The sequence below is a fragment of the Streptomyces hokutonensis genome, from assembly GCF_000376565.1.
Classification (GTDB): domain Bacteria; phylum Actinomycetota; class Actinomycetes; order Streptomycetales; family Streptomycetaceae; genus Streptomyces; species Streptomyces hokutonensis.
In genome coordinates this window covers 25,210-48,715 of the sequence record NZ_BARG01000072.1, presented here as the reverse complement: position 1 = coordinate 48,715, position 23,506 = coordinate 25,210, and the positions used below count along the sequence as shown (strand labels likewise).

General features: G+C 70.5%; 31 protein-coding genes and 1 tRNA gene. 21 read left to right on the top strand and 11 right to left on the bottom strand.

Translation table 11 applies throughout. The annotated features are described in order from the left end of the window. Positions 1–10: 10 nt before the first annotated feature. From SSP08S_RS40020 to SSP08S_RS56805, 3 genes are read right to left on the bottom strand one after another with little or no spacing between them, the layout of a single operon-like run. Entirely contained in the window at positions 11–484 is a 474-nt protein-coding gene (locus SSP08S_RS40020) for a hypothetical protein (protein WP_019073276.1), read from the bottom strand. Positions 485–510: 26 nt separating this feature from the next. After that, positions 511–1,410 carry a DUF2797 domain-containing protein gene (locus SSP08S_RS40015; RefSeq protein ID WP_026179245.1) on the bottom strand — a complete coding sequence of 300 codons (900 nt, stop codon included), beginning with the start codon at positions 1,408–1,410 and terminating at the stop codon, positions 511–513. A 36-nt stretch (positions 1,411–1,446) separates the two neighbouring features. After that, on the bottom strand, positions 1,447–1,821 hold the full coding sequence (locus SSP08S_RS56805) for an HGxxPAAW family protein (RefSeq protein ID WP_019073274.1): 375 nt from the start codon (positions 1,819–1,821) through the stop codon (positions 1,447–1,449). A gap of 83 nt (positions 1,822–1,904) precedes the next feature. Between SSP08S_RS56805 and SSP08S_RS40005 the strand changes: the two genes are divergently transcribed. Together SSP08S_RS40005 and SSP08S_RS40000 are read left to right on the top strand one after the other, a co-directional pair. After that, positions 1,905–2,399: a MarR family winged helix-turn-helix transcriptional regulator gene (locus SSP08S_RS40005; protein WP_019073273.1), complete on the top strand. Its 495-nt coding sequence runs from the start codon at positions 1,905–1,907 to the stop codon at positions 2,397–2,399. 161 nt (positions 2,400–2,560) lie between these two features. Then, positions 2,561–3,031, top strand: a complete 471-nt coding sequence (locus tag SSP08S_RS40000) for a hypothetical protein (protein ID WP_019073272.1) — start codon at positions 2,561–2,563, stop codon at positions 3,029–3,031. Here the strand turns inward: SSP08S_RS40000 and SSP08S_RS39995 are convergent. The 3 genes from SSP08S_RS39995 to SSP08S_RS39985 form a co-directional block, all read right to left on the bottom strand. Next, entirely contained in the window at positions 3,015–3,971 is a 957-nt protein-coding gene (locus SSP08S_RS39995; RefSeq protein WP_019073271.1) for a phosphotransferase family protein, read from the bottom strand. The genes SSP08S_RS40000 and SSP08S_RS39995 overlap by 17 nt on opposite strands. Positions 3,972–4,535: 564 nt before the next feature. Further along, complete coding sequence (locus SSP08S_RS39990; protein ID WP_019073270.1) at positions 4,536–4,757, bottom strand: hypothetical protein; 222 nt, start codon at positions 4,755–4,757, stop codon at positions 4,536–4,538. Positions 4,758–4,981: 224 nt separating this feature from the next. Then, a tRNA-Arg gene (locus tag SSP08S_RS39985) sits at positions 4,982–5,054 on the bottom strand. A gap of 872 nt (positions 5,055–5,926) precedes the next feature. On the opposite strand from SSP08S_RS39985, the gene SSP08S_RS39975 reads away from it, so the two are divergent. The 14 genes from SSP08S_RS39975 to SSP08S_RS58445 all read left to right on the top strand — a co-directional run bounded on the left by SSP08S_RS39975 (position 5,927) and on the right by SSP08S_RS58445 (position 13,911). Next, positions 5,927–6,328, top strand: a complete 402-nt coding sequence (locus SSP08S_RS39975; RefSeq protein ID WP_019073269.1) for a hypothetical protein — start codon at positions 5,927–5,929, stop codon at positions 6,326–6,328. Next, positions 6,325–6,798: a hypothetical protein gene (locus SSP08S_RS39970; RefSeq protein WP_019073268.1), complete on the top strand. Its 474-nt coding sequence runs from the start codon at positions 6,325–6,327 to the stop codon at positions 6,796–6,798. Before SSP08S_RS39975 ends, SSP08S_RS39970 begins: the two co-directional genes overlap by 4 nt. Further along, positions 6,795–7,118: a hypothetical protein gene (locus SSP08S_RS39965; protein ID WP_019073267.1), complete on the top strand. Its 324-nt coding sequence runs from the start codon at positions 6,795–6,797 to the stop codon at positions 7,116–7,118. Before SSP08S_RS39970 ends, SSP08S_RS39965 begins: the two co-directional genes overlap by 4 nt. Then, entirely contained in the window at positions 7,115–7,489 is a 375-nt protein-coding gene (locus SSP08S_RS39960; protein WP_019073266.1) for a DUF6907 domain-containing protein, read from the top strand. The genes SSP08S_RS39965 and SSP08S_RS39960 overlap by 4 nt, the downstream gene beginning before the upstream one ends. Beyond that, entirely contained in the window at positions 7,486–7,683 is a 198-nt protein-coding gene (locus SSP08S_RS39955) for a hypothetical protein (RefSeq protein ID WP_019073265.1), read from the top strand. Before SSP08S_RS39960 ends, SSP08S_RS39955 begins: the two co-directional genes overlap by 4 nt. Next, entirely contained in the window at positions 7,680–8,810 is a 1,131-nt protein-coding gene (locus SSP08S_RS58450; protein WP_051106069.1) for a hypothetical protein, read from the top strand. Before SSP08S_RS39955 ends, SSP08S_RS58450 begins: the two co-directional genes overlap by 4 nt. Then, on the top strand, positions 8,807–8,983 hold the full coding sequence (locus tag SSP08S_RS62100; protein WP_019073264.1) for a hypothetical protein: 177 nt from the start codon (positions 8,807–8,809) through the stop codon (positions 8,981–8,983). Before SSP08S_RS58450 ends, SSP08S_RS62100 begins: the two co-directional genes overlap by 4 nt. After that, a complete protein-coding gene (locus SSP08S_RS56795) occupies positions 8,980–9,435 on the top strand; it encodes a hypothetical protein (protein WP_158697277.1) in 456 nt (151 codons plus the stop codon). Before SSP08S_RS62100 ends, SSP08S_RS56795 begins: the two co-directional genes overlap by 4 nt. 11 nt (positions 9,436–9,446) lie before the next feature. Further along, positions 9,447–9,620, top strand: coding sequence for a hypothetical protein (locus tag SSP08S_RS62095; RefSeq protein WP_019073262.1), 174 nt, complete (start codon positions 9,447–9,449; stop codon positions 9,618–9,620). A gap of 14 nt (positions 9,621–9,634) precedes the next feature. After that, positions 9,635–9,802, top strand: coding sequence for a hypothetical protein (locus tag SSP08S_RS62090; protein WP_019073261.1), 168 nt, complete (start codon positions 9,635–9,637; stop codon positions 9,800–9,802). 1 nt (position 9,803) lies between these two features. Continuing rightward, positions 9,804–9,980 carry a DUF6257 family protein gene (locus SSP08S_RS62675; protein ID WP_019073260.1) on the top strand — a complete coding sequence of 59 codons (177 nt, stop codon included), beginning with the start codon at positions 9,804–9,806 and terminating at the stop codon, positions 9,978–9,980. Between the two features lie 88 nt (positions 9,981–10,068). Further along, on the top strand, positions 10,069–12,162 hold the full coding sequence (locus tag SSP08S_RS39920; RefSeq protein WP_019073259.1) for a cell division protein FtsK: 2,094 nt from the start codon (positions 10,069–10,071) through the stop codon (positions 12,160–12,162). Positions 12,163–12,624: 462 nt separating this feature from the next. Then, the gene (locus SSP08S_RS39915) at positions 12,625–13,161 is read left to right on the top strand and encodes a hypothetical protein (RefSeq protein ID WP_245608049.1); all 537 of its coding nucleotides are present in this window, start codon (positions 12,625–12,627) and stop codon (positions 13,159–13,161) included. A 237-nt stretch (positions 13,162–13,398) separates the two neighbouring features. Continuing rightward, entirely contained in the window at positions 13,399–13,911 is a 513-nt protein-coding gene (locus SSP08S_RS58445; protein ID WP_019073257.1) for an Rv1352/Rv1906c domain-containing protein, read from the top strand. Between the two features lie 72 nt (positions 13,912–13,983). Here SSP08S_RS58445 and SSP08S_RS39905 read toward each other — a convergent pair whose 3' ends face one another. Continuing rightward, positions 13,984–14,838, bottom strand: coding sequence for a helix-turn-helix domain-containing protein (locus SSP08S_RS39905; RefSeq protein ID WP_019073256.1), 855 nt, complete (start codon positions 14,836–14,838; stop codon positions 13,984–13,986). Positions 14,839–14,848: 10 nt separating this feature from the next. Then, positions 14,849–15,598 (bottom strand): DUF6879 family protein, encoded by a 750-nt coding sequence (locus SSP08S_RS39900; RefSeq protein ID WP_019073255.1) that lies wholly within the window; start codon positions 15,596–15,598, stop codon positions 14,849–14,851. A 172-nt stretch (positions 15,599–15,770) separates the two neighbouring features. On the opposite strand from SSP08S_RS39900, the gene SSP08S_RS39895 reads away from it, so the two are divergent. From SSP08S_RS39895 to SSP08S_RS58440, 4 genes are all read left to right on the top strand, one after another. Beyond that, positions 15,771–15,989, top strand: a complete 219-nt coding sequence (locus SSP08S_RS39895; RefSeq protein WP_019073254.1) for a hypothetical protein — start codon at positions 15,771–15,773, stop codon at positions 15,987–15,989. Continuing rightward, positions 15,986–16,495: a hypothetical protein gene (locus tag SSP08S_RS39890; RefSeq protein WP_019073253.1), complete on the top strand. Its 510-nt coding sequence runs from the start codon at positions 15,986–15,988 to the stop codon at positions 16,493–16,495. The genes SSP08S_RS39895 and SSP08S_RS39890 overlap by 4 nt, the downstream gene beginning before the upstream one ends. Then, positions 16,492–16,884 (top strand): hypothetical protein, encoded by a 393-nt coding sequence (locus SSP08S_RS39885; RefSeq protein WP_019073252.1) that lies wholly within the window; start codon positions 16,492–16,494, stop codon positions 16,882–16,884. Before SSP08S_RS39890 ends, SSP08S_RS39885 begins: the two co-directional genes overlap by 4 nt. A 182-nt stretch (positions 16,885–17,066) precedes the next feature. Continuing rightward, positions 17,067–17,543, top strand: coding sequence for a hypothetical protein (locus tag SSP08S_RS58440; RefSeq protein WP_019073251.1), 477 nt, complete (start codon positions 17,067–17,069; stop codon positions 17,541–17,543). Between the two features lie 48 nt (positions 17,544–17,591). Here the strand turns inward: SSP08S_RS58440 and SSP08S_RS39875 are convergent, their stop codons facing one another. After that, a complete protein-coding gene (locus SSP08S_RS39875; protein ID WP_019073250.1) occupies positions 17,592–17,900 on the bottom strand; it encodes a hypothetical protein in 309 nt (102 codons plus the stop codon). Between the two features lie 127 nt (positions 17,901–18,027). Here SSP08S_RS39875 and SSP08S_RS39870 point away from each other — a divergent pair, with 127 nt between their 5' ends. Beyond that, positions 18,028–19,083 carry a site-specific integrase gene (locus SSP08S_RS39870; protein ID WP_102133510.1) on the top strand — a complete coding sequence of 352 codons (1,056 nt, stop codon included), beginning with the start codon at positions 18,028–18,030 and terminating at the stop codon, positions 19,081–19,083. Here SSP08S_RS39870 and SSP08S_RS56780 read toward each other — a convergent pair. Both SSP08S_RS56780 and SSP08S_RS39860 read right to left on the bottom strand, forming a co-directional pair. Next, on the bottom strand, positions 19,026–19,364 hold the full coding sequence (locus SSP08S_RS56780) for a helix-turn-helix domain-containing protein (protein ID WP_019073248.1): 339 nt from the start codon (positions 19,362–19,364) through the stop codon (positions 19,026–19,028). The genes SSP08S_RS39870 and SSP08S_RS56780 overlap by 58 nt on opposite strands. A 146-nt stretch (positions 19,365–19,510) precedes the next feature. Beyond that, positions 19,511–23,362: a phage tail tape measure protein gene (locus SSP08S_RS39860; RefSeq protein WP_019073247.1), complete on the bottom strand. Its 3,852-nt coding sequence runs from the start codon at positions 23,360–23,362 to the stop codon at positions 19,511–19,513. Between the last annotated feature and the right edge of the window lie 144 nt (positions 23,363–23,506).

The following is a 23,506-nucleotide window of genomic DNA, read 5'->3' as shown; positions in this document are numbered from 1 at the left end:
CTGCCCATCGCTAGCGCACCGGCCCCTGCTCGTCCACGTGAAAGGCGGGCGTCCCCAGAAACACGTCGGCGGTCACCGGCCCGTAGGCGACGTTGAACGTGTCCAGCCAGTACGACCAGTCCCGCACACCGGCCGCGCTGCTGAAACGGTAGTTGAGCTGCCACCGCACCCACTGACCCGGCGCGAGCCGGACCGCGGGAGGCCGCCGCGGTCTGGGCGGCAGCCCGAACAGCGGGTCCACGCGCGGGAACACCCTCAACCACCCCTCGGTCTCCCGCAGCTGGACCGCGGCCAGCTTCCGCTCCGCCAGGCCGTCGACCGGCGTGAAGTCGTCCTTCTCGTGCATCCGGACCGTGTGGACCGACTGCACCAACCCGTCCGGCAACGGGAATCCGACCGGAACCGCGTTTCTGCGCGCGGCTGCCTCGCCTCCCCGCGACCGCTTCGTCCAGGACGTGCGGACCCACTGGACGGTGACCTCCATGACGATTCCCCCTCCCTTCCCCGTTCTCAGAACAACCCCTCCTGGACCCCCGGCACTTCCCTCCTGAACTCCCGCACCGGCACCGTGAATTCAACCGTCTCGCCCCCGGCAGGGATCAGCTCCCACCCCGTCATCAGCCGTGTGTCCAGCACGACCACGCCCCGCCCGGTGGCGAGGTGGAGATCCGGTCCCGCCGCCGCGAGCACCTCGCCGCTCACCACCCCGCCCGGGATCAGCCCGCTCACCTCGCCGACGGGAGCCGGGAGGTCGGTGAGGCCGAACACCTCGACGTGGTCCACGGGTTGGTACGGCTCGCGGTGGAGCGACTCCGGCCATTCGCGCAGCGCGAGGGCCTGGGCGTGCAGGTCGGCGAGTTCGGCCGCGCGGTCCGCCACCGAGTCCGGGAGCACGGAGCGGACGGCGCGCTTCTCGCCGTAGGGGATCCGGTCCGGTACGCGGAGTGCGGCGCGCAGGAGTTCCTCCGAGCGGCGGGCTGCCATCAGGGGGCCGAGGCCCAGCCAGCTGAAGCAGACGGCGCCCTGCTCAAGCAGTCGCGCGGAGCCGCGCTCTTCGGCGGTGATGCCGACCTTGAGCAGGCCGGGACCGAACCAGGCCAGATATACGTGGTACGGCCGCGGATCGTCCGCGATCGTGTCGGCGGCGACCGAGTGCGCCCGGTCCAGCCGCGCGCACTCCTCGCACCGCGCGCCCGTGCTCCGCTCCGGCACGGCCGCCCGCAGCGGACACGTATGCCCCCGCGCTCCCACACATGTCCGCCCGCCCCCTTCCGCGACCTCGAAGGCCACCCGCTTCCCCCGGGGCAGCGGGCTCCCGCGCCCGCCGTCCCACTTCAGCTCGGGACCGCCTACCGTCCATCGGAGTCCCGAGCACTTCCACGTCCGTGGTGCCCGTGATGTCTGTGCCATCGCTCACGAGATTAGAGGGCGCCACTGACAACGGCCTCAGCCTGCGGTTTCTCCGACCGGAACGGGCTGCCGGGTCTCCGAGACCCGCCCCTCCTCGTGCCCCTCCGCCGGCCGTCCCCGCCCCGCCAGCCGGCACCCGACACACCCGGCGTGCCCGCCCCGCGCCAGCGGATCCCGTACCCGCATCCCCCACTGCGCCCGGTCCCGCCGCCCGGGCGGCTTGCCCCAGCCGGTGAGATGCAGCGCCCAAGTGACCAGGACGCTCACCACGAGGATCCCCAGCCCACCGCCGATCAGCGCGGCGGAGACGGTACACACCCCCACGCCGGCGACGGTCGTCCCGACAGTCGCGATGCCGAATCCGGTCCACCCGGCGACCGTATGCCCCTCGTCATACTGGTGTGCGCTCATGTGCCAGCCCCCTCAGACCTCTGAGATCTCTCACCACCTAAGAAGTTTATAGTATTAACCTCTCACTAGCTAAGGCAATATCCATGCAAGCCAAGCCCCGCCCCGCCGCCACCCCGGCCCAGGCACTGGACGCGATGGACTCCCTCATCGCCACCGCCCAGCTCGGCCAGCAGGAAATGGCCGAGCGGCTGGGCCTGAACGTCACCGATCTGCTCTGCTTCGCCTGCGTCCTGAAGGCGGGCGAGAACCTGCTCACGGCGGGCGATCTGGCGGAGCACGCCCACGTCACGACGGGCGCGGTGACCGGCATCCTCAACCGGCTGGAACGCGCCGGTTTCATCACCCGCGTCCCCGACCCCACCGACCGCCGCCGCGTCCGCGTGGCCTCGGTACCGGCCGCGGTGACCCGGGTCGTCGCGCTCTACGGCCCCTACTACGACCGCCTCAACGCCCAGTTCGCCGACTACTCCCCCGAGGAGATCGCCGTACTGGCCGACTGGTTCGCGCGGACGTCGACGCTGGCGCAGGACTACATCGAGGAACTCCGCGCGCGGGACAGCGAGCAGGACGGGAAGTGAGCCCCTCCGGGGGGTAAGCCCGACCCCGTTGGTGTAGCGGGCTCCACCAACGGTTCGGGAGACCGCTTCATCGTGCCCGCAGCCGTACGACGGCATCGTTGATCTCAGCCGGTCAGGAGGACCGGCGCAGGTCGAACGGCCGCCGTACGGAGGGAAATCCCATGTCAACCACTCCCGGTCCGTTCGCGTCCTTCGTGCGGTTCGTGGTGTGCGGGGGCGGGGTCGGGGTGCTGTCCAGCCTGGCGGTACCGCTGCTCGCCGGGCTGATGCCCTGGGCGGTGGCGAACGCGCTGATCACGGTCGCCTCGACCATCCTCTGCACCGAGCTGCACGCCCTGTTCACCTTCGGCACCGGGCGCCGTCCCGGTCTGCGCGAGCACTGGCAGTCGGCGGGTTCGGCCACGGCGGCCTACGCGGCGACGTCCGCCGCGATACTCGTCCTCCACACCGTCCAGGCCTCCCCCTCCATGCTCACCGAGCAGATCGTCTACCTCAGCGCCTCGGCCCTCGCCGGCATCGGCCGCTTCCTGGTCCTGCGCCTGTTCGTCTTCGCCGACCGGAGCGCTCCGGCGACCGTCACAGTCCCGGTACGGCCGGTCCCGGCGACGCCCGTGTTCAGCGCGGCGGCGTGAGCGACCCACGCCCCAACAGCGCGACGCACCAACGGAAGTGGCCGTCACTCCCGTCCGAGGAGAACAGGTCGTACGTCGCCAGGGCGTAGGCACGCTGGTAGAGGGCGAGCGTGTCCGGGGAGTGGTGGAGCTCCTCGGCGAACAGGCGGGTGAGCACGGCGGTGTGGTGTTCGGCGTACGGCCCGTACATGTCCCACACGGCGGCGGTCACCGCGGCCTCGAAGGCGGGGTCGCCGGCGGTGGTGAAGAACCCGAAGTCGAGTACGGCCGTGGGTGCGCCGGTGTCGTCGACGTGGATGTTGGGCGGTACGAGGTCGCCGTGCACGACGGAGACGAACGGGCTGTCCGGCAACGCCACCAGGGACTCCGCGGTCCGCCGCACGACGGCCGCGAGGTCGGAGACCTGGGCGGCGAGCAGGTCACCATGCCTGCGGACAGCCCTCCGGACGAGTGCGGCGAGCGCGTCGGGGAAGCGGGCGTGCCCCTCCCAGAGGGGACGGTCGTCTCCCTGGACGGTGAGTCGGCGCATGGCCTCGGTGCCGGGTACGGCGGCCAGGGCGCGCAGCACCGTCAACAGGGCGTCGGTCTCCCGCGCGGGCAGCTCCCGTGGCGGTGCCGCGATCGCCGAGTCGGGCCGCAACGGCGTTCCCCGCAGCTCCCGTTCATAGGTGACGAGGACGCCCTCGTGCTCCTCGACGGCGTGGATCTCCGGCGTGGCGAACGGCAACGACGCCGAGTGCCGGGCGATGTCCTCGTAGACCCGGCGCATCAGCTCCAGCCCGGCCGGCCGCCGCCCGCTCCACACCTTGGCGACCGTCCCGTCGCCGAGCCGGTAGACGGCACCCTCGACACCGGCGGCGAGCGGCCGGGCGTCCGGGTGACCGCGATCGGCGAAGTGTCGGACCCAGGCGGCGGTGTGCTGTTGACGGTGGGTGGTCATGGCTGAAGTAGATCGCCCTGGACGAGGCTGACCGCCGGGCGACGTCCTTGACGGCGGATGTACGCCCCCTTGTGGCCTCGGGGGCCTGCCGAGGCCGTGGACGCGACAGCCGGGCAACTGCCGTTCCCCGACGGGGCGTTCGACGCGGCGATGACGACGTTCAGCGTGCACCGGTGGAGCGGCCCCGTCGCCGGCATCGTCGACGCGCTCGGCGGGACGGTCACCCAAAGCCGTGGGCATGACTGTGCACGCCCGGTCCGCCGCCGGAAACCATGTCCCCCTCTGGAAGCCCGGCCCCCCGTGGCTGGGCCGTCCTGCCTAGCCCGCCTGGCGGTAGGCCTCGTCCAGTTCCGAGAACGTCGCCGGTCCGTCGTCGAACGGCAGTGTCTCGTCCTCCCCGAAGTCCGGGGCCTGGAAGGGGTTCGTCGCCGGAGGGGGCGATCCCGCGTTGGCACGGCGGGACGCCCCTTCCGGGGCGGAGAACAGCGAGGTCAGTTCGATGAGAGGTCTCCCGTTCGTTACAGGCCGCCAGGACCTGGTGTGCCGTGACCGGGCACTGCGGTCCTACAGCTTGCTCATCTTGGCGTACGGACTCAGGATGCGCTCCTGAACCGAGCCGAAGTCGACGAGCACCGCGATGCCGTCCTCGATGCCGATGACCCGGCCGAGGCCGTACATGTCGTGTGTCACCTGGTCGCCCACGGCGAAATGCTTGGGGGCCGCCGCGGCCGGTGCCTTGAAGGGACTGGTGGGCAGATAGCGCTTCGGTGCAGCTGGCTTTGTCATTGCTTCCAGTATGGGCCTAGACACGCCTCTCGCTGAGGCCGTCCACATCGCTTGTTCATCACAACCTGGTCGCCGACCTCGCGGACCACCTCGCCGAGCACCCGAAATCATGTGAGCAACGTCACTTGGACAGGTCCCCCATCGGCCTGGACAAGGAGGAACCCGCGACGCCGGACGAAAACAGGGACCCTGTGGAGTGATCCACAGGGTCCCTGTCGTTGATGTGCACTCGGCAGGATTCGAACCTGCAACCTTCTGATCCGTAGTCAGATGCTCTATCCGTTAAGCTACGAGTGCTTGGTTTTCTCTTGTTTTCCTTCGCCGCTCCCGGCCCTTCCGGCCCGCTCGCGGCGACAGGAAGAACATTACATGACTGCCGCCGCCATGTGAAATCCGTTAGCCGTACCCCTTGTGAGCTGCGGAAACAGCCTGAAAACGACCTTGCGAACGACCGAAGCCCCGGTCGGTTCGACCAGGGCTTCGGGTGGGGTGCGGAGGCGGAGGGATTTGAACCCTCGATGGGATTTGCGTCCCAAACCGCATTAGCAGTGTGTTGGGGTTCGTCCGGCTATGACCGATCTCGGGGTGTCGCGACGGGTCACCGCAGGTCATCGGCGTACTGGCATCCGGCGGCGTTGGGGGGCGTCGGAACGCGTATCGCCCTCTTGGTGCCATCGCGGTGCCATCTCGGAGGCATTCGGGAGACGCCTCTCGAATGGTCAGCGGAGATCCGTGCGAGCCCCACGACCCGGTCGCTGGAATTCGAGGATCGTGGCCGGCCTCCAGACAGGGGAGCGCCCGAAGACGGCGTCTTCCGGAGGCACTTCGCCGCGGCCTCGAGACCGGTACGTCCGGATGGTCTGCGGAGTGACACCCCAGTGTTCGGCGACATCCGCCACTGTCCAGTACTCGGCGTTCGGGTCGGCTCCCATGCACGGCTCCTTGTCGCTTCGACGTGGACAAAGTCTATGCAGTCTCCGCATCGACACGCCCCCAACAACCTTGCCCCAATGACGTTGACAAGGTTCTCGGTCAGACCCTAACTTTGTCAACGTGAGGCGGACAAAGTCCTTCGGGACTCAGGCCGCAAACACAGCGGCGCCGCCCGGTGATCTCACCCACCGGGCGGCGCCTGAGATCCGAACCCTTCGTCTCAAGGGAGTCAGACCATGAGCACCACCGTACAGAGCAGCCAGCAGGCCGACAGCCCCGCCAAGGAGGCGCACGTCGACGCGATCGGCACCGCGCTGCTCGCCCTCGAGCGCCTCTTCCGCGCCGGAGCCGCCCGGGCGGAGGCCGAGGGCAAGACGCCCGCGGAGGCGTGCCGCGGTGACCTCGAGCTGCTGGAGATGTGGCTGCCCGAGCTCTACGACCGCTTCACCACCCCGGCCCGGATGCTCGAGGACCTGGCGGCCGAGCACGACCTGGAAATCCGCACCACCGCCTCCCCCGGCCTGACCGGGGTGTGCGTGCTGGCGGAGGAGTCCGTGGTCGTCGTCCCGGCCAGCCTCGCCCCCACCGCGGCGCTCACCCAGCTGCGCGCCCAGCTCGCCGAGCGGGGGCAGGCATGACGCACACGGCCCTCAGCCCGGCCGTGGAGGCGCCCGGCATCCTGCCGGGCGCCCTGCCCGCCCCGGTCCGGGAACTGCTCACCGCCATCGTCGAGGCCCTCGACGTACCCCTCGCTGACCGGCCCGTCGACGACCAGGCGCGCGCCGAGCTGCTCACCCGCCGTGCCTCGGACACCCGGGTCATCGTCGAACTGCTCTTGGCCCACGGCCACCTCGCCCACTCGGCACGGCGCCTGCGCGAGTGGACCGCCGAGCACCCCGTCGCCTATCCGACGTGGCAGGCCCGTACCACGCAGTCCGCCGGCGAGCAGGCGCGGGGCCGCGGCGAGGACGGCGAGGGTAAGCAGACCGCGACTGCCCCTCACGAGGGCCGGGCGTCCGACGTGTGCAAGCCCCTGTACGGGGCGGAGGCCGATCGCGTCCGCGACCGGCTGCGCACCCTCGCCAGTGTGTGGGGTGAGGGCCGGTGAGCGCGCTCTCCCTCTCCCCGGACGAGCTGATGGGCCTCCTGGCCGGCGCCCACATCGAGGACATCCGTGCCCAGCTCCCCGAGCTCGGCACCCCCGAGGCCCTGGACGGCCACGGCTGGCAGCACGAGGCCGACCTGGGCACCGTCCGCCTCCGCCTGCGTGTGGAGTTCACGTCGACCGGCATGACGCTCGAGCAGGCCGAGGCCTGGATCGTCGCCGGGGACCCCGGCGAGTCCCGCGCCGAACGGCAGGCGGCCCGCGCGCTCCTGCAGTCCGCCGGCCTTCCCGTTCCCGACACCGGAGAGGAGGACGGGCGGTGACGCGGCGCGAGGTGACGATCCGTACGGCCGACCACGGCCCGGTCACCGTCGTCTGCCCGCCGTGGTGCCAGGGGCACGAGGGCCAGGACGACGAGTTCCGCGCGGACATCGGCCACGAAGGCCCTGAGCACACGATGACGCTGCCCACCAGCCGCGGCCCCGCCACCGTGCTCACCGCAGGCCTGGAACAGCGCCCCTACACCGAATACGCCCCGGGCCGGGCCGTGTTCGTGAACGTCGAGATCGGCGCCGACTGGTACCCAGCCGACGCCGACGGCCTCGAGGCCATGGCCACCGCGCTCACCGACCACGCGGCGACCCTGCGCAGCCTCGCCGCGCAGCTGCGCGGCGTGAGCGGGGCCACCCCGTGACGGCCCGCCACATCCGCCGGCCGACCGAGCGCGCCGCGATCCATGCGGTGTGCCGGTCGGCCCGGCTGCTCCCGCCCATTGACCAGCTCTTTGAGGCCCTCGTCATCGCGCGCCGTGCTGATGACCGCGAGGGCATGACCCTTGCCGCGCACCGCGCTGTGCGCGCCGCCGCCCCGGAGGTCGGCGAGACATGACCACCAGAGAACTCACCCAGGGGCAGACCGTCGTGCTCGGCGCGGCGGCCGTGGCGATGGCCGTCGTCGGAGGCTTCGGCGCGTGGGGCACCTACTCCAACGCTGTCGCTGCGTTCCACCGGCAGGCCACCGCGGCCGGCGTCGTCGCCGCAGGGGAAGGGCTGACGCTGATCCTGGCCCTGGTCCTCCTCGGCCGCACCATGCTGGGCATGTCCGCCCCGGCCGTCGTACGGGGCGGGATGTGGCTGGCCCCGCTGTCCGCCGCCTGCATCGGCGTGGCCATCGCCGACAACCCGCGCGAGGCCGCCGTGTACGCGGTCACCCCGCTCGCCATGTCCGGGGCCGCCGAGGGCCTCGGCTTCATCGCCCGCTCCATCGTCGTCTACACGACCGGCGTGGACGCCGAGGTGATGCGCCGCAACGCGGACGCCGCCCGGCAGCTGGCGTTCAACCGGGCCGTCGCCGACGGGCACCCCGACAAGCGCAAGCAGGACAGTGCGGTCCGCCGCTACTGGCGCCTCGCGAAGTACGTCGGTGTCGGCGACACGGAGCTCGGCGCCGGCCTGGTCGACGTCCAGCGCGTCCGCGTCCGCGAGGGAGCCGATGCGGCCCTCGCCGGGATGTACGGAGCCACGTCCGCGGCGTCCGCGGCGCAGCCGACCATGCAGCCGAGGCAGGCCTCCGCGACGGAGAGACTGAGGGCCGAGTTCGCCGACATGGACCCGGCCGACGCTATCCGTCTCGCCCACGATGCGCGACCTGATGCACCCCCGGCCGAACTCGCGCATCTCCTCGGCACCTACGGCGTGCCGGTGGACGCCGTTGCCGTTGCCCTGGTCCTCGGCCAACAGCCCCCGGAGTACACCGTCGACCGCCCTGATGCGCCCGCGCATCAACAGGTCAACCCGCCCATCGGCGAGTTGGCGCCGGTCACGCTCGAGGCCGCGGTGATCGAAGCCGCATCCACCCTCGGACCGGATGCGAAACCGCGGGAGATCGTCGAGCACGTCGAGCGTCACCGCCGCCTGATCGTGACCGAGCCCTACGTCCGTACCGCCCTCTCGAGGGCAGCGAAGAAGACCGAGCCGGAGCCCCCGGCCAACCCCATGGAAGGCGGCTACGCATGATGCGCTGGCTCATCCTCGGCGCCCTCCTCGGGCTCCTGCTCGCCTTTCCGGCCGCCCTCGCGGTCGTCATCGCCATCGTCGCGGCGATCCTGTCCAAGCCCGTGGTCGTGGCGTTCGGCCTCGGCCTGATCGTCGGCCTCCGCTCGCCCCGCGTCCGCCGGTGGGCCCGGTGAGCGACCTTCCCGAGCAGTACCAGAGGTACGTCAGCGAGGCCGACCAGCTGCCCCGCACCGGGCCCGTGGAGCTGTACGACGAGCGGGACCCGGTCGTTTGGGTGCCCGGCGCGTACGGCGGCATGGTGCCCGTCCGCAAGTCCCAGGCTCCCGCCCCCGTACAGGCCGCGCCGGCGCGCGACCTGAGCCCGCAGCCCGTCCTCGACCCGACCGCTCAGCGGCTCCTCGCCGGCGGGGTCGGCTCCGGCGTCGCCCTGTGGGGCGCCGGCAAGTTCCTCGTCGGCGCCAGCCAGTTCGTCTCCAGCCTGACCGGCATGGGCGCCCTGCTGCTCTTCCTCGCCATCGCCGGAACCCGCGCCCTCGTCACAGGCGGCCGGGCCGTCCGCGTCGAGCAGCACACCCACGTCCACCAGAAGTGGTTCGGACGGTCCGACGTCCGCAACCAGCAGTAGGAATCCCCGTCATGTGCCGCGACACCCGCACCACCGAGCAGATCCAGGGCGCACTCGCCGCCGAAGCCGCGCTCGCCCGGCAGATCGCCGCCGACCCGATGGCCAGCCCGCAGGACAAGGCACTGCACGACGCGCTCCACGACCAGATGAACACCGAGCTGACCGAGCTCGACAACCGCCGCTGACCAGGAGAACCCCCATGCCCGTCACCAAACACAGCGTCTCCGTCTGGCCCGCCCGCGGAGGCCGCAAGTACCAGTACCGGTGCAGCTGCGGGGCCCGCGGCTACGAGACCGACAGCTCCTCTAGGGCCCAGCAGATGGGCGACGACCACAAGGACAAGGCCAGCCGGAAGGGCGGGCGCTGACATGGCCGATGACCTGAAGCTGTCCGATTTCACCGGCGGCGAAAAAGCCCAACTCGCCTTCCTGCACGTCCGGATGGCAAAGCGCGGCCTGGCCGGAGACAAGGTCGACATCAGCGACCTGAAACGCAAGGTCGAACGCGTCGAGGACACCGCCCGCCGCCGCAAAAACGGCAAGTAGCCACGCCCCGGGGCGGCCGTCACCTTGGCCGGACGACCGGCCGCCCCGGGCCTCCCGCAACCCGTACAAGGAGCAGGAAGAGCCCAGCATGACGGACACCATCGCCCCCGCCAACACGACGCCCACCGACACCCTGCCGCCCGAACCCGAGACCTCCGCGGCCGAGGCCCCGCCCGCGCCGGTCCCCGTCGACAACCCCAAGCTCCCCGACCCCGGCGTGACCACGGAGAAGCGCCGCCCGATCATCGCCCCGTGGCTGCGCTCCCGCCGCGACCTGCTCGCGACCGTCGAGCGGGCCGCCGGACACGCCTGGTACGCCACCGCCTACCACGGCCTGCGCGCCCCCTGGTACGCCGCGCAGCTGACGATGATGGCGCCGCGCGGCGCCGCCCGCCTGGTCGCCGACACCAACCGGTGGCTCTGGGACCGCGAGGCCGCCCCACTTCGCGACTACGCCGTGCGCACCGAGGACGTCACCGAATACCTCACCCTCGCCCGGCTGCGCGCCGGACGCGTCCGCCTGCGCGGCCTGGTGACCGTCGTGGCCTGCGTGTTCGGCTTCGGCTTCGCCCTGTGGCTGTACGTCATGGCCCCGGGCTTCCTGTACGCGTTCGCGGCCGGCGGCGTGCTGACCCTCGGCTACTTCGGCCAGCAGCCCGACGCCCCGGTCATCGGCCCCGCCGTGATGCGCACGGAGTTGCAGAAGCTCACCGGGACGATCGTGCTGCGCGCCCTCGACTCGATCGGCAACCCGAAGATCACGGCCGCCATCAAGAAGGGCGGCGACATGAACGGCATGCGCTTCACCTCGGAGATCACCCGCGACGGGCCCGGCTACCGCGCCGATCTCGATCTGCCGTACGGCGTGGTCCCCGAGGACGTCATGGAAGAGCGCCAGGCCCTCGCCTCCGGCCTGCGCCGCAAGCTCGGCTGCGTGTGGCCGTCCGGCGACCCCGACGAGCACGAGGGCCGGCTGATCCTGTGGGTGGGCGACAAGCCCATGAACGAGACCACCAAGCCCCCGTGGCCGCTCCTACGCGAGGGCGAGGTCGACCTCTTCAAGCCCGTCGTGTTCGGCAACGACCAGCGCATGCGGGACATCGTCGTCACCCTGATGTTCGCCTCCGTCGTCATCGGCTCCATCCCCAGGATGGGCAAGACGTTCCTCCTGCGGCTGCTCCTGCTCATCGCCGCTCTCGACCCGCGCGCCGCGCTGTACGCGTTCGACTTCAAGGGCACCGGCGACCTCGGCCCCCTCGAGCCCGTCTGCCACCGCTACCGGTCCGGCGAAGACGACGAGGACCTCCTCTACGTCCTGCACGCCATGCGGGAGTTGAAGGAGGAACTGCGCCGGCGGGCGAAGGTGATCCGGTCCCTGCCCAAGTCCCGCTGCCCTGAGTCGAAGGTGACCCCGGCCCTGGCCAACGACCGCAGCCTCGGCCTGCACCCGATCGTCGTCGGGTTCGACGAGTGCCAGGTCCCCTTCGAGCACGAGAAGTACGGGGCCGAGCTGGAGTCCATCTGCACGGACATCGCCAAGCGCGGCCCCGCCCTCGGCATCATCGGCATGTTCGCTACCCAGCGCCCGGACGCCAAGAGCCTGCCGTCCGGCATCAGCGCGAACGCCGTGCTGCGGTTCTGCCTGAAGGTGATGGGCCACACCGCCAACGACATGGTCCTCGGCACCGGCGCCTACAAGGCCGGCATCCGGGCCACCATGTTCAGCCGCTCCGACCGCGGTATCTGCTGGATGGCGGGCGAGGGCGACGACCCGGTCATCGTGGCGTCCGCGTTCGTCGACGGCACGGCGGCCGAGCTGGTCGTCGTGCGCGCCCGCCAGCTGCGCGAGGCGTACGGCAACGTGACCGGGCACGCCATCGGCCAGAGCCCCAGCGAGAGCCGCGGGATGGACGTCCTCGGCGACGTCGCCAAGGTGTTCCGCGAGGACGAGGAACAGCTGTGGTGCGAGCGGATCGCCGCCCGGCTGGCCGAGGCCTGGCCGGACGTCTACGGCGCGTGGACCACCGCCAGCGTCGCGCCCGCGCTGAAGCCCTGGGGTATCGCCACGGTGGACGTGTGGGCGGCCGGCGAGGACGGCAAGGGCACCACGAAGCGCGGCATCAAGCGCGCCGACGTCCTCGCCGCGATCACACGCCGTGACGCCGACCGGGCCGCGGCGTAGTCCGAGCACGGGTGCTAGGCCTAGCACGCCCTGCTGCTAGGCCTAGCACTCCCGCTAGCACCACAACATGCCCTTGACCTGTTACCTAGCGCCTAGCAGCAGGACCCGGGGAAACGGGAAACACCCGCGATTCGAGGGGGAGAACACGTCATGTGGGTTGCGATGGCGGCCGTCGTCGCCTGGCTCGGCGGCTACGCAGTGTTGTGCGCGCTACGGCCGTTCGGCCCGTGCCGGCGCTGCCGCGGCACCGGCGAGATCGAGCGCTTCCGGAAGACACGGACGTGCCCGCGCTGCCGCGGGAAGAAGCTCCGGCTCCGGCTCGGGCGGCGCGCACACAACTCGTGGCGACGTACCCACGCGGCAGGCAGCCGCTGACGTACGGCCTCGCTGCGGTGAAGGCTTGTCTCGTAGTAGTACAAAATCGGAGGCATTGCCCTGGCCTGCCGCCGTACCATCCCGGCCATGACCAACGACGCCGCTCCCCGGGAGCGGAACCCCTTCCTGGAAGCTGTCGGCCGCATAACGCTTGCTGGTGGGGAACTCGACTTCAGCTTGCGCCACCTGCTCGGCGCGATCACCATCGAACCGACGCTGATCATGTACGCGAACGCGGCCAACACCAGCCAGCTGCTGGAGTTCTGCAGGCTGGCCCTCACCGTGGGACACATCCCTTCGGAAGACATCGCTGAGATCGAGTCCTGCCTCACCCGCGCAGACACGTTCCGCAAACGTCGCAACACGATCGTGCACGCGCTCTATGCGCCGACTGAAAACGGCGTTGGCATCGAAGCGATGAACCCCATCAGGAAGAACCTGGGCTATCACACCTCCGCCGTCTCCATCGAGGAGATGGAGGCGCTGGCCGATGAGGTGGCGCTGTTGCAGAACGACATGTTCCGAGCGGGCTGGAACGCACGCTCCGCCCAGATGCCGGGCATGCAGAAGATCCCGCCGCCTGCCCCTGGACAGATGGTCAACGGAGTCCTTGTGCCTGAATAGCCGGCCCGGCCCGGCTCCTGCCGAGTCTCTGCCACGGGCAGGCCGCAGTGCAGATGAGATCGACGACAGTCAGGGCTGAGACCAATGCCTCGTTGTCACACCCTCCCGGTAGCGTAAGCAGTTCGGCCCCCTGCACGGTCACCACGACCAGGCAGGGGGCCGTTCGTGTGCGCTCCGCGCGCCCCTTCCCCCTGGGCCCGGCGTGCGGGCAGCAGCGGGCGGGCGCACGCTGAAGCCATGGACAGCCGGACCCCGCCAGGCCCTCCAGAAGGGCCGCTGCACTCCCAGGGCCATCGCGACATATCCCGGCTCCCGCGCTCCTGGAGGCGCTTCCTCACTCACGCCGGCGCGGCCGTCATCGGTCTCTTCATCGGGGTGCTGATCGGCCTCACGGGAAACCCCAACGCCGACAAGGCCTCCCCCTCGGCGACGGTCACCGCGACCACAACTGCCCTCCAGACCGTCCGCGCCACCGGCTCGCCCGCCGTGGACAAGGTTCCCGCCGACGGCATCCCGGGCGACGGCACGTACGTGGTGGGCAGCGACATCAAGCCCGGCACCTACAGCACCAAGGGCCCGCAGGGCGGTCTGATCACGAGCTGCTACTGGGCGCGGCTGTCCAGCACGTCGGGCGAGGTGAAGGACATCATCGCGAACAACGCGACCAGCGGCCGGACGACCGTCACGATCTCCGCCTCGGACAAGGCGTTCACCACCACTGGCTGCAAACCCTGGAAGAAGACCGGTTGAGCTGTCGGCTCGCCAGGCGCCCCACGATCACAGGCTGCGACCCCGTCCGGGCCGTCCGCGGCTCCCAAGACGTCACGCCCGTGGACGTACCATCCGCTGCACCTTGCTGATCAGGTTCTGTGCGTCCGCCCCGTAGACCGCGGACTCGCGCAGTGTGTCCCACACCTTCATGTAGGTGGCCACGCTGTCGGCGTCGTCGAGCCAGATCTCGGCGTGCCAGTCCTCGGCGATCACGAGCCGGTCGTCCAGGATCCAGAACCCGTTCGCTGTGGGGATTTTCAGCGACGCCCCGAGCGGGACGACTCCCAACTCCACGGTGTCCATCCCGACCATGCCCGCGAGGCGGTCGAGCTGCGCGGTGAGGACCGAGGGAGCGCAGATCAGGGCGTGAAGGGCCGCCTCCCACACCAGGGCGTGGAAGGTGTGGCCGCCGTGGTGTAGCCACTGCTGGCGCAGGATGCGAGTGCGGACGGCTTCTTCGGTGTCCCGTACGGAGCTGTACAGGTCGGTGTACCGCTGGAACATGGCGCGGGCGTAGTCGGCGGTCTGGAGCATGCCGGGGATGACGGACTCTTCCCAGGCGTAGATGACCTGGGAGCGGTCGACCTCGAGGTTCCACACGTCCTGTACAGGGCGGTGGCCGGCGGCGAGCTGGCGGCGCCAGGATCGGATGTGGGACTCGAACCCCTTGAGTCGGGCGTCGAGTTCGGCGAAGACGGCGGGCTGCCCGACGGCCTCGGCCCACGCCCGGAGGTCGTCCGGGGTGGCGGTCTGGCGGCCGTTCTCCAGCTTGTAGACCTTCGAGTGGGGCCAGCTGAGGCGCCCGGCGAGTTGGGGGCCGGTGAGCCGTCCTGCGGGCCCGGTCAGCCGGAGGTCGCGCAGTCGCGCGCCGAGGGCTTCGCGGGCCTGTTGGTAGTCCGTGCTCACCGGCGGCTCGTCAGGGTGTGCGCAGGCGCGCGGCGAACTCGCCGCACGGGATGGCGTCGTGCGTGGCGGCGTCCCGCAGCTGGCAGTACCGCAGCACCTCAGCGGGGTCGGTGATGATCTCGACGCTGTGGAAGACGTCCTGTTCGTCGAAGTTGAGGCGGGCGACCATACGGCTGTCGAAGATCCAGAAGTCCTCGGCGGGCAGCAGTCGTTCCTCGGCCTCGTTGCGCGGTAGGCAGCGGATGTCCTCGCCGGCCGCGGTGTTGCGCGGGGAGTCGGCGAGGAGAAACAGCTGGCCCTCGGTCGGCGGCTCGTCGACGACGCGGACGCGGCCGATCGTCTTCCCGGCGCGGACCTGATGCCGGATGGTCTGCGACCACTCGTCGTCGTAGTCGAGGGTGATCCGGCCCGTGTCGACGAACTCGCGGTAGGTGGGGTCCTCGCGGTCGGAGGCGTAGCCGCGGCGCGTCTCCAGCCGCCAAGCGGTGTGCTCGAAGGTGTGGAAGAGCTGGCCGAACTCGTCCAGGTCGATGGTCTTCGGCACGCGGTGCAGCTCCTTGGGGCCGTGGTTGACGAGCAGTTCGGCCGGTACGACGACCGCCGCGTCGTCGGGGCCAAAGTGCTTGAGGCGGGCGAGGTCGTCGGGATCGGTGAGCGGCGGTCCCTGCACGATGATCTCGCCGGTGTCGGTGTCGGTGTGGAGTGCTGGGCAGCCGCCGTTCTTGCTGTCCGTGCCGGTGAAGATGAGCCGTCGTGCCACGGTGCCTCCCTCGTCGTGGGACTGGTCGCCATCAGCATCACCACGGCGACCGCGCCGATCTACTGCTCGCATACCTCCGCTTGCGACCACACGAGAACATCTCAGCAGAGACTGAGAACATTCGAGAACATCGCCTGGAAGCTGTCAACAGCCGCTCCCTACGGTCCCGTTCATGGCCTCTGCACCCGAGATGCACGACGTGTCCAACGTCGACCCGTTCACGGCGATGGAATCCCTGCGGGCCGCACTCGACCGCGCCGGCATCGTCCTTCCGTCCCTCGCCGTCGATCCGCAGGAGTCCTACCGGGTCCGGCTCGTCGTGCTCGGCCGCGTCCGCCCGGACGTCGCCATGCGACTGGCCGATGCCCTCCAGCGCGGAGCGGCAGCATGAGCAACACCACGGAGGAAGGCTCGGCGGTGCGATCGGGGCGGTGCCGCCCGAAGCCACACTTCGCCGCCGCGTACGAGGCCGGGGACGCGTGGCTCGCCGACTGCTCCGCGCACCCGGACCTTGTCCGCCAGGCGTGGTGGATAGAGGCACTCGCCCCGATCCCCTCCGGCCCTCACTGGCTCGCCGCCGAAGCGCTGCTCGTCACCACGATGCAGGCCCTCAACCGCATTCGCGAGGAACACCGCGGCCCTGTGCTCGCCGATCCCCTGCTCGACCGGGCCTGGTGGCTGGTGCCCAGCGACGCTGCCGACGAGCTCGCCGACGTACGGGCGGTAGCGGTCCAGCCGTCCGGCACGCCGCTGCACTGCCCGCCCACGGGCTGGCCGGTCTGCGGCCGCTTCTGGCTGCACCGCCCCGACGGGACGGGCCAACTGACCGACCCCACCGTACTCGCCGCCGCGTTCGGCCCCGGCGGGTCCCGACGTCCCACGGAGGCAACCCCATGACGACCACCACCCCCGCCGCCGAGGTCGATGTACCGAAGCTCGGCGAGCTGCTGGTCCGCAACGCCAAGAGCGACCGTGACCGGACAGCGGCGCAGGCCCTCGCCGAGGAGGAGACCCTCCTCGCCCACGATGGCGTACGCACGGCCCTGGTCGTGAAGCAGGACGGCCGGATGACGGCCGTCTGGGACCGTCTCATGGGGCGCCTCTACACGCTGAGCCTCGACGACCAGCAGCGCGCGTTTCTCGGCCTCGTGCTTTCCATGGTGGGCATCGGCCACGTCTCGCTCACAGCCGTCGAGTCGCTCGACGAACGCCGCCTGCTCATCCTCCAGCGGGCCATCCTGCGACTCGCAGGCAACGACCAGGCCACTGTCGGCGCGCGACGCTGACCCCCGAGGCCGGCCACCACCGCGCCGACCGGCCACGGGAAGACGGTGGCCGCCCCTCGTTCCCCCGACGGGGCGGCCGCCGTACCGCTGACTCCTCGGCCCGGCCTGTCCATGCTCCGCACCGCAGCAGGCCGGGCCGAGGGGCGACCGCTCTCCCACCCTGACGGGGACAGGGGCGATACATGCCGAACAAGCAGGCAGAAGCACACGTCATCACGTGGTTGTCGCAGGCTCACCCGGAGCCCGGCTGGGTACAGCGCGAGTGGGCCACGCGTGCCGCCGCCCTTGTGCCGCTCGGGCACACATTCGCCGCGATCCGGCTAACCGGCGGCCTCGTCCACGCCACCCTCGGCGTGAACGAGGTCGGCGCTGTTGCCCAGGCACTCGCCGAGCTGCTCGAGGGCCCGGTCATCTGCGACCCGCGCCCATCACGCCCGGGCCTCTACTACCCACTCGTTCCCGCAAACGTCGAACCCGCTTGGGAGCACGACCAGCGCGCGGAGTTCCTGGGGTCGGGTGTCTACCTCGGCATCCCGCGCCTGGACTGCGTACGTCCACCCGGGCCCCACTGGGCGGTCGCACCCCGGCGTGCCGGTGACCTGTGCCGGCCGGACGTCGTGGCTGCCCTCGTGACGACGGGGGTCGGCGGCGCTGGCTGATCGATGCCCGCGAATGATCTCGTGCTGAGTGCGTCGAGGCGCATCCGGTCAGTCGATCTGCGGCAACCAGTGCCGGCGCACCCACAGTTGCCAATTGCCGTCGCTGCGCTTCTGCCAGCCGTCCGGTTCGGGTCCGTGCTCTTCGAATCGTTGGATGCGCTGCAGGGCCCACTCGGCGAATCCGGCACGGAAGGCAGGGGCCAGTCCGGGGCGGATGACGAGCCGCACCTGAAGTCCTTCATCACGCACGCCAATGAGCGCGCAGCCGTCGACGTCCGGCTCGTCCTCGCGGCCGAAGTCCTCCTCTTCGAGTTCCAGGCCGCCTGCATTCAGCTGCTTCTCTGCATCCGAGGTCATGGGCCAACGCTAGTGCGGCAAGCGACCCTCCCGGGCCATCCAGCCGACACTCGCCGCAGGGATCCCGCAACGCGTTTTCGGTGCTTTCCTAGGAAAGCGGTTCTGGCTCCGGATAATGTTCCTTCTCATGAGCCAGCAACTGGAGTTGAGCACCCCCGTCGCAGCCCTCCCCCAGGCGGTCTCGGCTCCGCTGTCCGATGCCGCGCGGGCCGCGCTCGCGGCCGGTACCGCAGACTCCACGCGCCGCGCCTACAGCACCGACTGGGCGGGCTTCACCTCCTGGTGCACGGCGACCGGCACGACCCCGCTGCCCGCCAGCCCGGAGACCGTCGTGGAGTACACGACGCACCTGACCCTCACCCCGCGGCCGCGCACCGGCCGCCCGTACGGGCCGAGTTCCATCGAGCGCGCCCTGTCCGCCATCCGCACCGCGCACGCCGCCGCCAACGTCCCGGTGCCCAGCTGCAAGGGCGCCCGCGTCGTGCTGCGCGGCTACCGCGACCGGCTCGCGCGCGCCAAGGATCCCGCCGCCCGGCCTCGCAAGGCCGACCCCCTCCAGCCCGCGCAACTGCGGACCGTGCTCGCCGCGCTGGACCGCACCACGCTGCAGGGCAAGCGGGACGCCGCGCTCTTGCTCCTCGGCTTCGCCTGCGCCGGTCGCGTCTCCGAGCTCGCCGCGCTGGACCTGGCCGACGTCGCCGAGACGGACAACGGCCTCGAGGCCGCCGTCTACCGGAAGAAGCTGAAGGCCTTCACCGACACCGCGATCCCGTACGGCGCCAACCCCGCCACCTGCCCCGTGCGGGCCGTACGCGCCCTGCGGGAGGCCATGGCCGAGGCGGGCCGGACCGAGGGGCCGCTGTTCGTGCGCGTCGACCGGCACGGCCGCGTCGCGCCGCCCATGCACCGTCGCGGCCGGCCGATCGGCGACCCCACGGGCCGGATCACCCCGGAGGCCGCCGCAGACGTCGTCGAACGCGCCACGGCCGCGGCCGGCCTCGACGGGCGGTGGACCGGGCACAGCCTGCGGCGTGGGTTCGCCACCGCGGCGCGCAAGGCCGGTCACGACGTCGTACGCGTCGGCCGCCACGGCGGATGGGCCGACGGATCGAAAGCGCTGCTGGGCTACTTCGAAGACGCCGACAAGTGGGAGGACAACCCCGTGGCTGGCACCGGCCTCTGACCGGGCGTCTGGCGCAGCGGGTTGCTGAGCCCGGCGTCCGTCACGGCCGCCGCCTCGAGCTCCTGGCGCTCCGCCGCGGTGAAGGGCAGCACCGAGGCCAGGGCGGCGAGGGCCGCCGTGGACGGACAGCGACGGCCGGCCTCGAGGTTGGCGAGATAGCCCGACGACAACGCCGCCCGCCGGGCCGTCTCCCGCTGTCCCAGCCCGGCCCGGGCGCGGGCGGCACAGAGGATCGACGCCACGGCGGCGGGCGGCGTACGGCGCGTCCGAGGGGTGTCCACGGGGTCTCCTTGAGATCAGTGCTGCTCCTGCTCAGTGCTTGTACGCGGGATGTCGCGCCGTGTCGGGCGTGCCACGCCGTTGCAAGGTGGTCTCGTCGGCCCAGGCTCGGGCAGGTGTAGAGCCGCAGGACGGCGCCGACCGGTGCTCAGCGCTTGTAGGCGGGGTAGGTCGCCGGGTTGCGCATACCGCGACGCAGGAAGCCTCTCTCGACGACGTCGAGGAGCTTCCGTTCCGTCAGTACGTGGCCCTCAACGTGGAGTTGCACCGTGTTGTTGTAGACGACGGTGCCGCCGCCTCCTGCCATCGCGAGGCCCGGTCCGGTGAACGAGCCGGCGCCCGCAACGGAGCTGGCGAGGCGGTGTACGGCGGTGGTCGCGTGGTGGGCGTGGCGCTCGACGCCGGCGGCGAGGCCCTTGGGGATCCACTGGCCGATCTGGGCGAAGACCTGGCTCGGGCTCTTGATCTTGAGGGCGTTCTTGATGGTGGTGGCCATCTTCTTCGCGATCTTGAGCATCTGCTTCTCGATCGCCTTTTCCTGCGACTGGAGGCCCTTGACCAGCCCTTGGGCCGCCTTGATCCCGGACCCGTACATCGCGTCGGCCACCGACTTGCCCGCGCTGGTGGCCGCGTTCTTCGTGGCCGTGTTCGCCGCGTTGATCTGCTTGATCTGGTCCTTCGTCGCTCCGGCCAGAGCCGTGGCGGTCGCGCCGCCCTGGTCCACGCCGGCGGCGGCGATCTGCGCGATCAGATCGCTCGAGAGGCCCTTCTTCTTCAGGGCCTGCAGCTGGGCCGCGAACTGGACGGCCTTCTGCTGCTGGTCGCGCATCTTGTTGACCACGTCCTGCGCGGTCAACGCGAAGCCCTCTTGCGGGGCCTCCGTGACGACGGAGAAGCCCTGCATGATGCCCTGGCTGACGTTCTTGACCTCGTCGGACCAGGCCTTCTGGAGGTCTTTCAGCTTCTTCTGGGCGGTCTTCAGCTTGGCGGCGACCGAGTCGCGCTTCGCCGCCAGGCCGCGGAGGACCTTGTCCTCCTTCTTCGCGTACGCCTCCAGCTTCTTGATCGTCTTCTCGTGGGACTTCACCCACGAGTTGGAGACGCCGCGGGTGCCCTTGAGGTCGGCGACCTTGCTGTAGGTCTGCATCAGCAGCGACTCGATACGCCGGGTCGCGGCCTTGACCTTCGCCATCGAGCCGGTGAGGCCGTCGACCAGGCCGGTGTTGATGTAGATACCGAGCTGGCGGAACACCTTGCTCGGGCTGGCGATCCCGAGGGTGTGCGCGAAGGCGTCCGAGGTCGCTTTCGCGGCGTCACGCATCGTGGCGTGGGCGCGCGGGGCGCCTGCGCGGATGCCGTCCGCCAGGCCGTCCATCAGGGCCCGGCCCGAGTGCAGCGTCCAGCCGCGTCCCGAGAAGGGGCCTTCCTTCGCGGGTGAGTGCGGGAACAGGCCGGCGATCTTCGAGACCACGCCCTTCGCGGCGTTGTACGCCGCCCCGGCCATGTTCTTGATCCCGGTGATGAAACCGCCGATCAGAGCCTTACCGGCGCCCAGGAGGAGGCTGCCCAGGTTCCCGAGTGCGGATTTGACCCGGCCGGGCAGCCCCTTGACCCAGGCGATCGCTTCAGTGGCCTTGCTGATGGTGGAGGACTTGAAGCGGTACCAGGCGTCCAGGGCGACCTCGGCGACCTTGGCCGCGAGGGAGGACAGGGCGTTCTTCGCCCGGCCGGGCAGTCCGGTGATCCAGTCGATCAGGGATTTCCCGGTGTTGACGGTGGCGTGGTAGGCCGTCTTGAACCCGGAGCTGATCTTGTCCCAGTACTTGACGACCAGGGCGACCGCGATGCCGATCGGGCCGGTGAGGATCGCCAGGAGGAGCGGCCAGTGCCCCTTCACCCAGTCGATGACCGCACCGATCGCGCTGCTGATCATCTTGAAGGCGCTGTTGACGAAGTCCCTGAACCAGCCGATCTTGTTGTAGGCGAGGATCAGCCCGGCGATCAGGGCGGCGATGCCCAGCACGATGAGCATGATCGGGTTGGCGTCCATGACCAGGTTCAGGGCGCCCTGGGCGATCGCGGCGGCCCGCGAGGCGATCGTCGATGCGACGAGGGCGATCTTCTGTGCCGTGTATGAAATCGCGGCGCGCGCCGCTGACAGCGCGGACAGAGCCATGGTCCGCAGGAAGCCGAGCGCCTGTACTGAGGCCGTCTTCATGGCGAGGCCGACGCCCTTGATGCCCTTGACGACGCCGGTCCAGGCGGCCCTGCCGGCGCTGGCGGACACCTTGCCGATGTTGAGCGCGAGGGTCTTCACCGCGCCGCCGGCGGTCTTCGCTCCGGACACGATGCCGTCGAAGCCCTTGCGCAGCGCGCCGCCGAACGAGCCGGCCTTCCCGGAGAAGGCGCTCCCGGCGACCCGGGCGTCCCGGAAGCCCTGGACGACGCGGCCGCCCATCTTGACCGCGGACACCCCGAGTTTGCCGACCTCGACGACGCCCTTGGCCGCGCTCATGGTGAGCTTCGCCGCGTACGCGACCACGGACAGGGCGAGGACGCCGCCGATGACCGCGGCCAGCGCGGTCGCGGCGGACTTGTGCTTCGCGAAGAAGCCGATCACGGCGGAGACGACCGGGATCAGCTTGGAGCCGATCTCGATCGCCACCTTCTCAGCACCCATTTTGATCTGGGCGAGCTGCGTGCTGAGCTGCTTGGACGTCTCCTTCCAGCCCTCGACGTCCTTGCTGCTGTGGTTGAAGGACTCGCCGACCTTCTTGACCCGGTCCTTGAAGCCGTTGGCGTTCTCCCCGGTGAGCTGCAGCGTGGTGTTCAGGCCGATCGCGCCGCCCGTCATGCGCTTGATCGCGTCGGTGTAGGTGGTGGCTGCGGGGCCGCCCTTCTTCAGGGCGTCGCTGAACCCGTGGGTCTTGTTGACGAACGTCGCGAACTGGTTGGCCAGGTTGGCCTGGTCGGTGGGCATGCCCTTGATCTGCTTGCGCCAGTCGCCGACCGAGATCTTGCCGGTCTCGAAGGCGCGCGCCACCTTCGCGACCGCGGGGTCCATCAGCGAGAGCATCTGCCGGGCGTTGGCCGCGGCCTGCTTGGTGTCGTTGAACGCGCTCAACAAGATCGTCCCGGACTTGCCCATCTTCGACAGGACGGTCTGGGTGAGCAGGTCGAGGGTTCCGGTCAGGCCGCGCTTGCCGAGCTTGGTCTGCACGTCCGTGGCGGACAGGCCGAATCTCTGCATCGTCTGCACCGCGACGTTGTTGGGCGCAGCCAGGTTCCGGATCGTCGAGGCGAGTTCCTGCGTGCCCTCCCGGGCCGAGGTGCCGTGCTGGGTGAGCGTGGCCAGAGCGCCGGCCACTTCCTGGAAGGAGATCTTGTTGGCGGACGCGATCGGCAAGACCGTCGAAAGGGAGCCCGCGAACTCCTCCATCGTCATCTTGCCCTCGCCGGCCGCCGTCTTGAGGCCGTTCATGACACGCACGGAGTCGCTGGCGTGCAGGTGGTACGACGCCATGACCGAGGTCATGGCGTTGGTGACCGTGGAGAGTTGAGCGTTCTCTTCCTTCGCGCCTTGCGCGGCAGCCTTCAGGACCGTCAGGCCGGACTTCCCCCGGTAGCCGGCCTTTTCGATCTGGTACATGCCGTCGGTCAGGTTCTGAATGCCTGTACCGGTGCCTGTGGCGATGTTGAGGATGCCCTGGCGGACGGTGGCCAGGTTCTTCACGGTCTCGCCCGCGGCGGTGTGCAAGACCATCGTCTCGGATTGGAAGTCGGCCGCCATCTTCGTCGAGGCGACCGCGACGCCGGCGCCGACCAGGGAGACGCTGCGGCCCATCTTCGCCATGCCCGCGGCGACCGTGGCCCCGGACTGGCGGAAGCTCCCCTGCAGTCCTGTGGCCTCGGCGCGGGCCTGTCGGAACGTGCCGCGCAGCTGGGTGATGTCGCCCAGGAGCCGGACCACGACCGGGGGCAGCAGGGCGCCCTCAGACACGGCCGCTCACCCCGCAGCCCAGGGAGCCAGGGGCTTCGCGGGGAGCCGGGGGCGTGGTGTCCGGCCGTTTTGTTGCCATGGGGGGGCTCGTTTCTCCGCGTGGTGGGAGGGCTGAGGGGGCCGGCGGTGCAGGGGAACGCTGTC

What these genes read in the sequence shown, in the direction of transcription:
- SSP08S_RS40020 (WP_019073276.1), bottom strand. Translation starts at nt 484, where the DNA reads ATGGAGGTCACCGTCCAGTGGGTCCGCACGTCCTGGACGAAGCGGTCG.
- SSP08S_RS40015 (WP_026179245.1), bottom strand. Translation starts at nt 1,410, where the DNA reads ATGGCACAGACATCACGGGCACCACGGACGTGGAAGTGCTCGGGACTC.
- SSP08S_RS56805 (WP_019073274.1), bottom strand. Translation starts at nt 1,821, where the DNA reads ATGAGCGCACACCAGTATGACGAGGGGCATACGGTCGCCGGGTGGACC.
- SSP08S_RS40005 (WP_019073273.1), top strand. Translation starts at nt 1,905, where the DNA reads ATGCAAGCCAAGCCCCGCCCCGCCGCCACCCCGGCCCAGGCACTGGAC.
- SSP08S_RS40000 (WP_019073272.1), top strand. Translation starts at nt 2,561, where the DNA reads ATGTCAACCACTCCCGGTCCGTTCGCGTCCTTCGTGCGGTTCGTGGTG.
- SSP08S_RS39995 (WP_019073271.1), bottom strand. Translation starts at nt 3,971, where the DNA reads ATGACCACCCACCGTCAACAGCACACCGCCGCCTGGGTCCGACACTTC.
- SSP08S_RS39990 (WP_019073270.1), bottom strand. Translation starts at nt 4,757, where the DNA reads ATGACAAAGCCAGCTGCACCGAAGCGCTATCTGCCCACCAGTCCCTTC.
- SSP08S_RS39975 (WP_019073269.1), top strand. Translation starts at nt 5,927, where the DNA reads ATGAGCACCACCGTACAGAGCAGCCAGCAGGCCGACAGCCCCGCCAAG.
- SSP08S_RS39970 (WP_019073268.1), top strand. Translation starts at nt 6,325, where the DNA reads ATGACGCACACGGCCCTCAGCCCGGCCGTGGAGGCGCCCGGCATCCTG.
- SSP08S_RS58450 (WP_051106069.1), top strand. Translation starts at nt 7,680, where the DNA reads ATGACCACCAGAGAACTCACCCAGGGGCAGACCGTCGTGCTCGGCGCG.
- SSP08S_RS62100 (WP_019073264.1), top strand. Translation starts at nt 8,807, where the DNA reads ATGATGCGCTGGCTCATCCTCGGCGCCCTCCTCGGGCTCCTGCTCGCC.
- SSP08S_RS62095 (WP_019073262.1), top strand. Translation starts at nt 9,447, where the DNA reads ATGTGCCGCGACACCCGCACCACCGAGCAGATCCAGGGCGCACTCGCC.
- SSP08S_RS62090 (WP_019073261.1), top strand. Translation starts at nt 9,635, where the DNA reads ATGCCCGTCACCAAACACAGCGTCTCCGTCTGGCCCGCCCGCGGAGGC.
- SSP08S_RS62675 (WP_019073260.1), top strand. Translation starts at nt 9,804, where the DNA reads ATGGCCGATGACCTGAAGCTGTCCGATTTCACCGGCGGCGAAAAAGCC.
- SSP08S_RS39920 (WP_019073259.1), top strand. Translation starts at nt 10,069, where the DNA reads ATGACGGACACCATCGCCCCCGCCAACACGACGCCCACCGACACCCTG.
- SSP08S_RS39915 (WP_245608049.1), top strand. Translation starts at nt 12,625, where the DNA reads ATGACCAACGACGCCGCTCCCCGGGAGCGGAACCCCTTCCTGGAAGCT.
- SSP08S_RS58445 (WP_019073257.1), top strand. Translation starts at nt 13,399, where the DNA reads ATGGACAGCCGGACCCCGCCAGGCCCTCCAGAAGGGCCGCTGCACTCC.
- SSP08S_RS39895 (WP_019073254.1), top strand. Translation starts at nt 15,771, where the DNA reads ATGGCCTCTGCACCCGAGATGCACGACGTGTCCAACGTCGACCCGTTC.
- SSP08S_RS39890 (WP_019073253.1), top strand. Translation starts at nt 15,986, where the DNA reads ATGAGCAACACCACGGAGGAAGGCTCGGCGGTGCGATCGGGGCGGTGC.
- SSP08S_RS39885 (WP_019073252.1), top strand. Translation starts at nt 16,492, where the DNA reads ATGACGACCACCACCCCCGCCGCCGAGGTCGATGTACCGAAGCTCGGC.
- SSP08S_RS58440 (WP_019073251.1), top strand. Translation starts at nt 17,067, where the DNA reads ATGCCGAACAAGCAGGCAGAAGCACACGTCATCACGTGGTTGTCGCAG.
- SSP08S_RS39875 (WP_019073250.1), bottom strand. Translation starts at nt 17,900, where the DNA reads ATGACCTCGGATGCAGAGAAGCAGCTGAATGCAGGCGGCCTGGAACTC.
- SSP08S_RS39870 (WP_102133510.1), top strand. Translation starts at nt 18,028, where the DNA reads ATGAGCCAGCAACTGGAGTTGAGCACCCCCGTCGCAGCCCTCCCCCAG.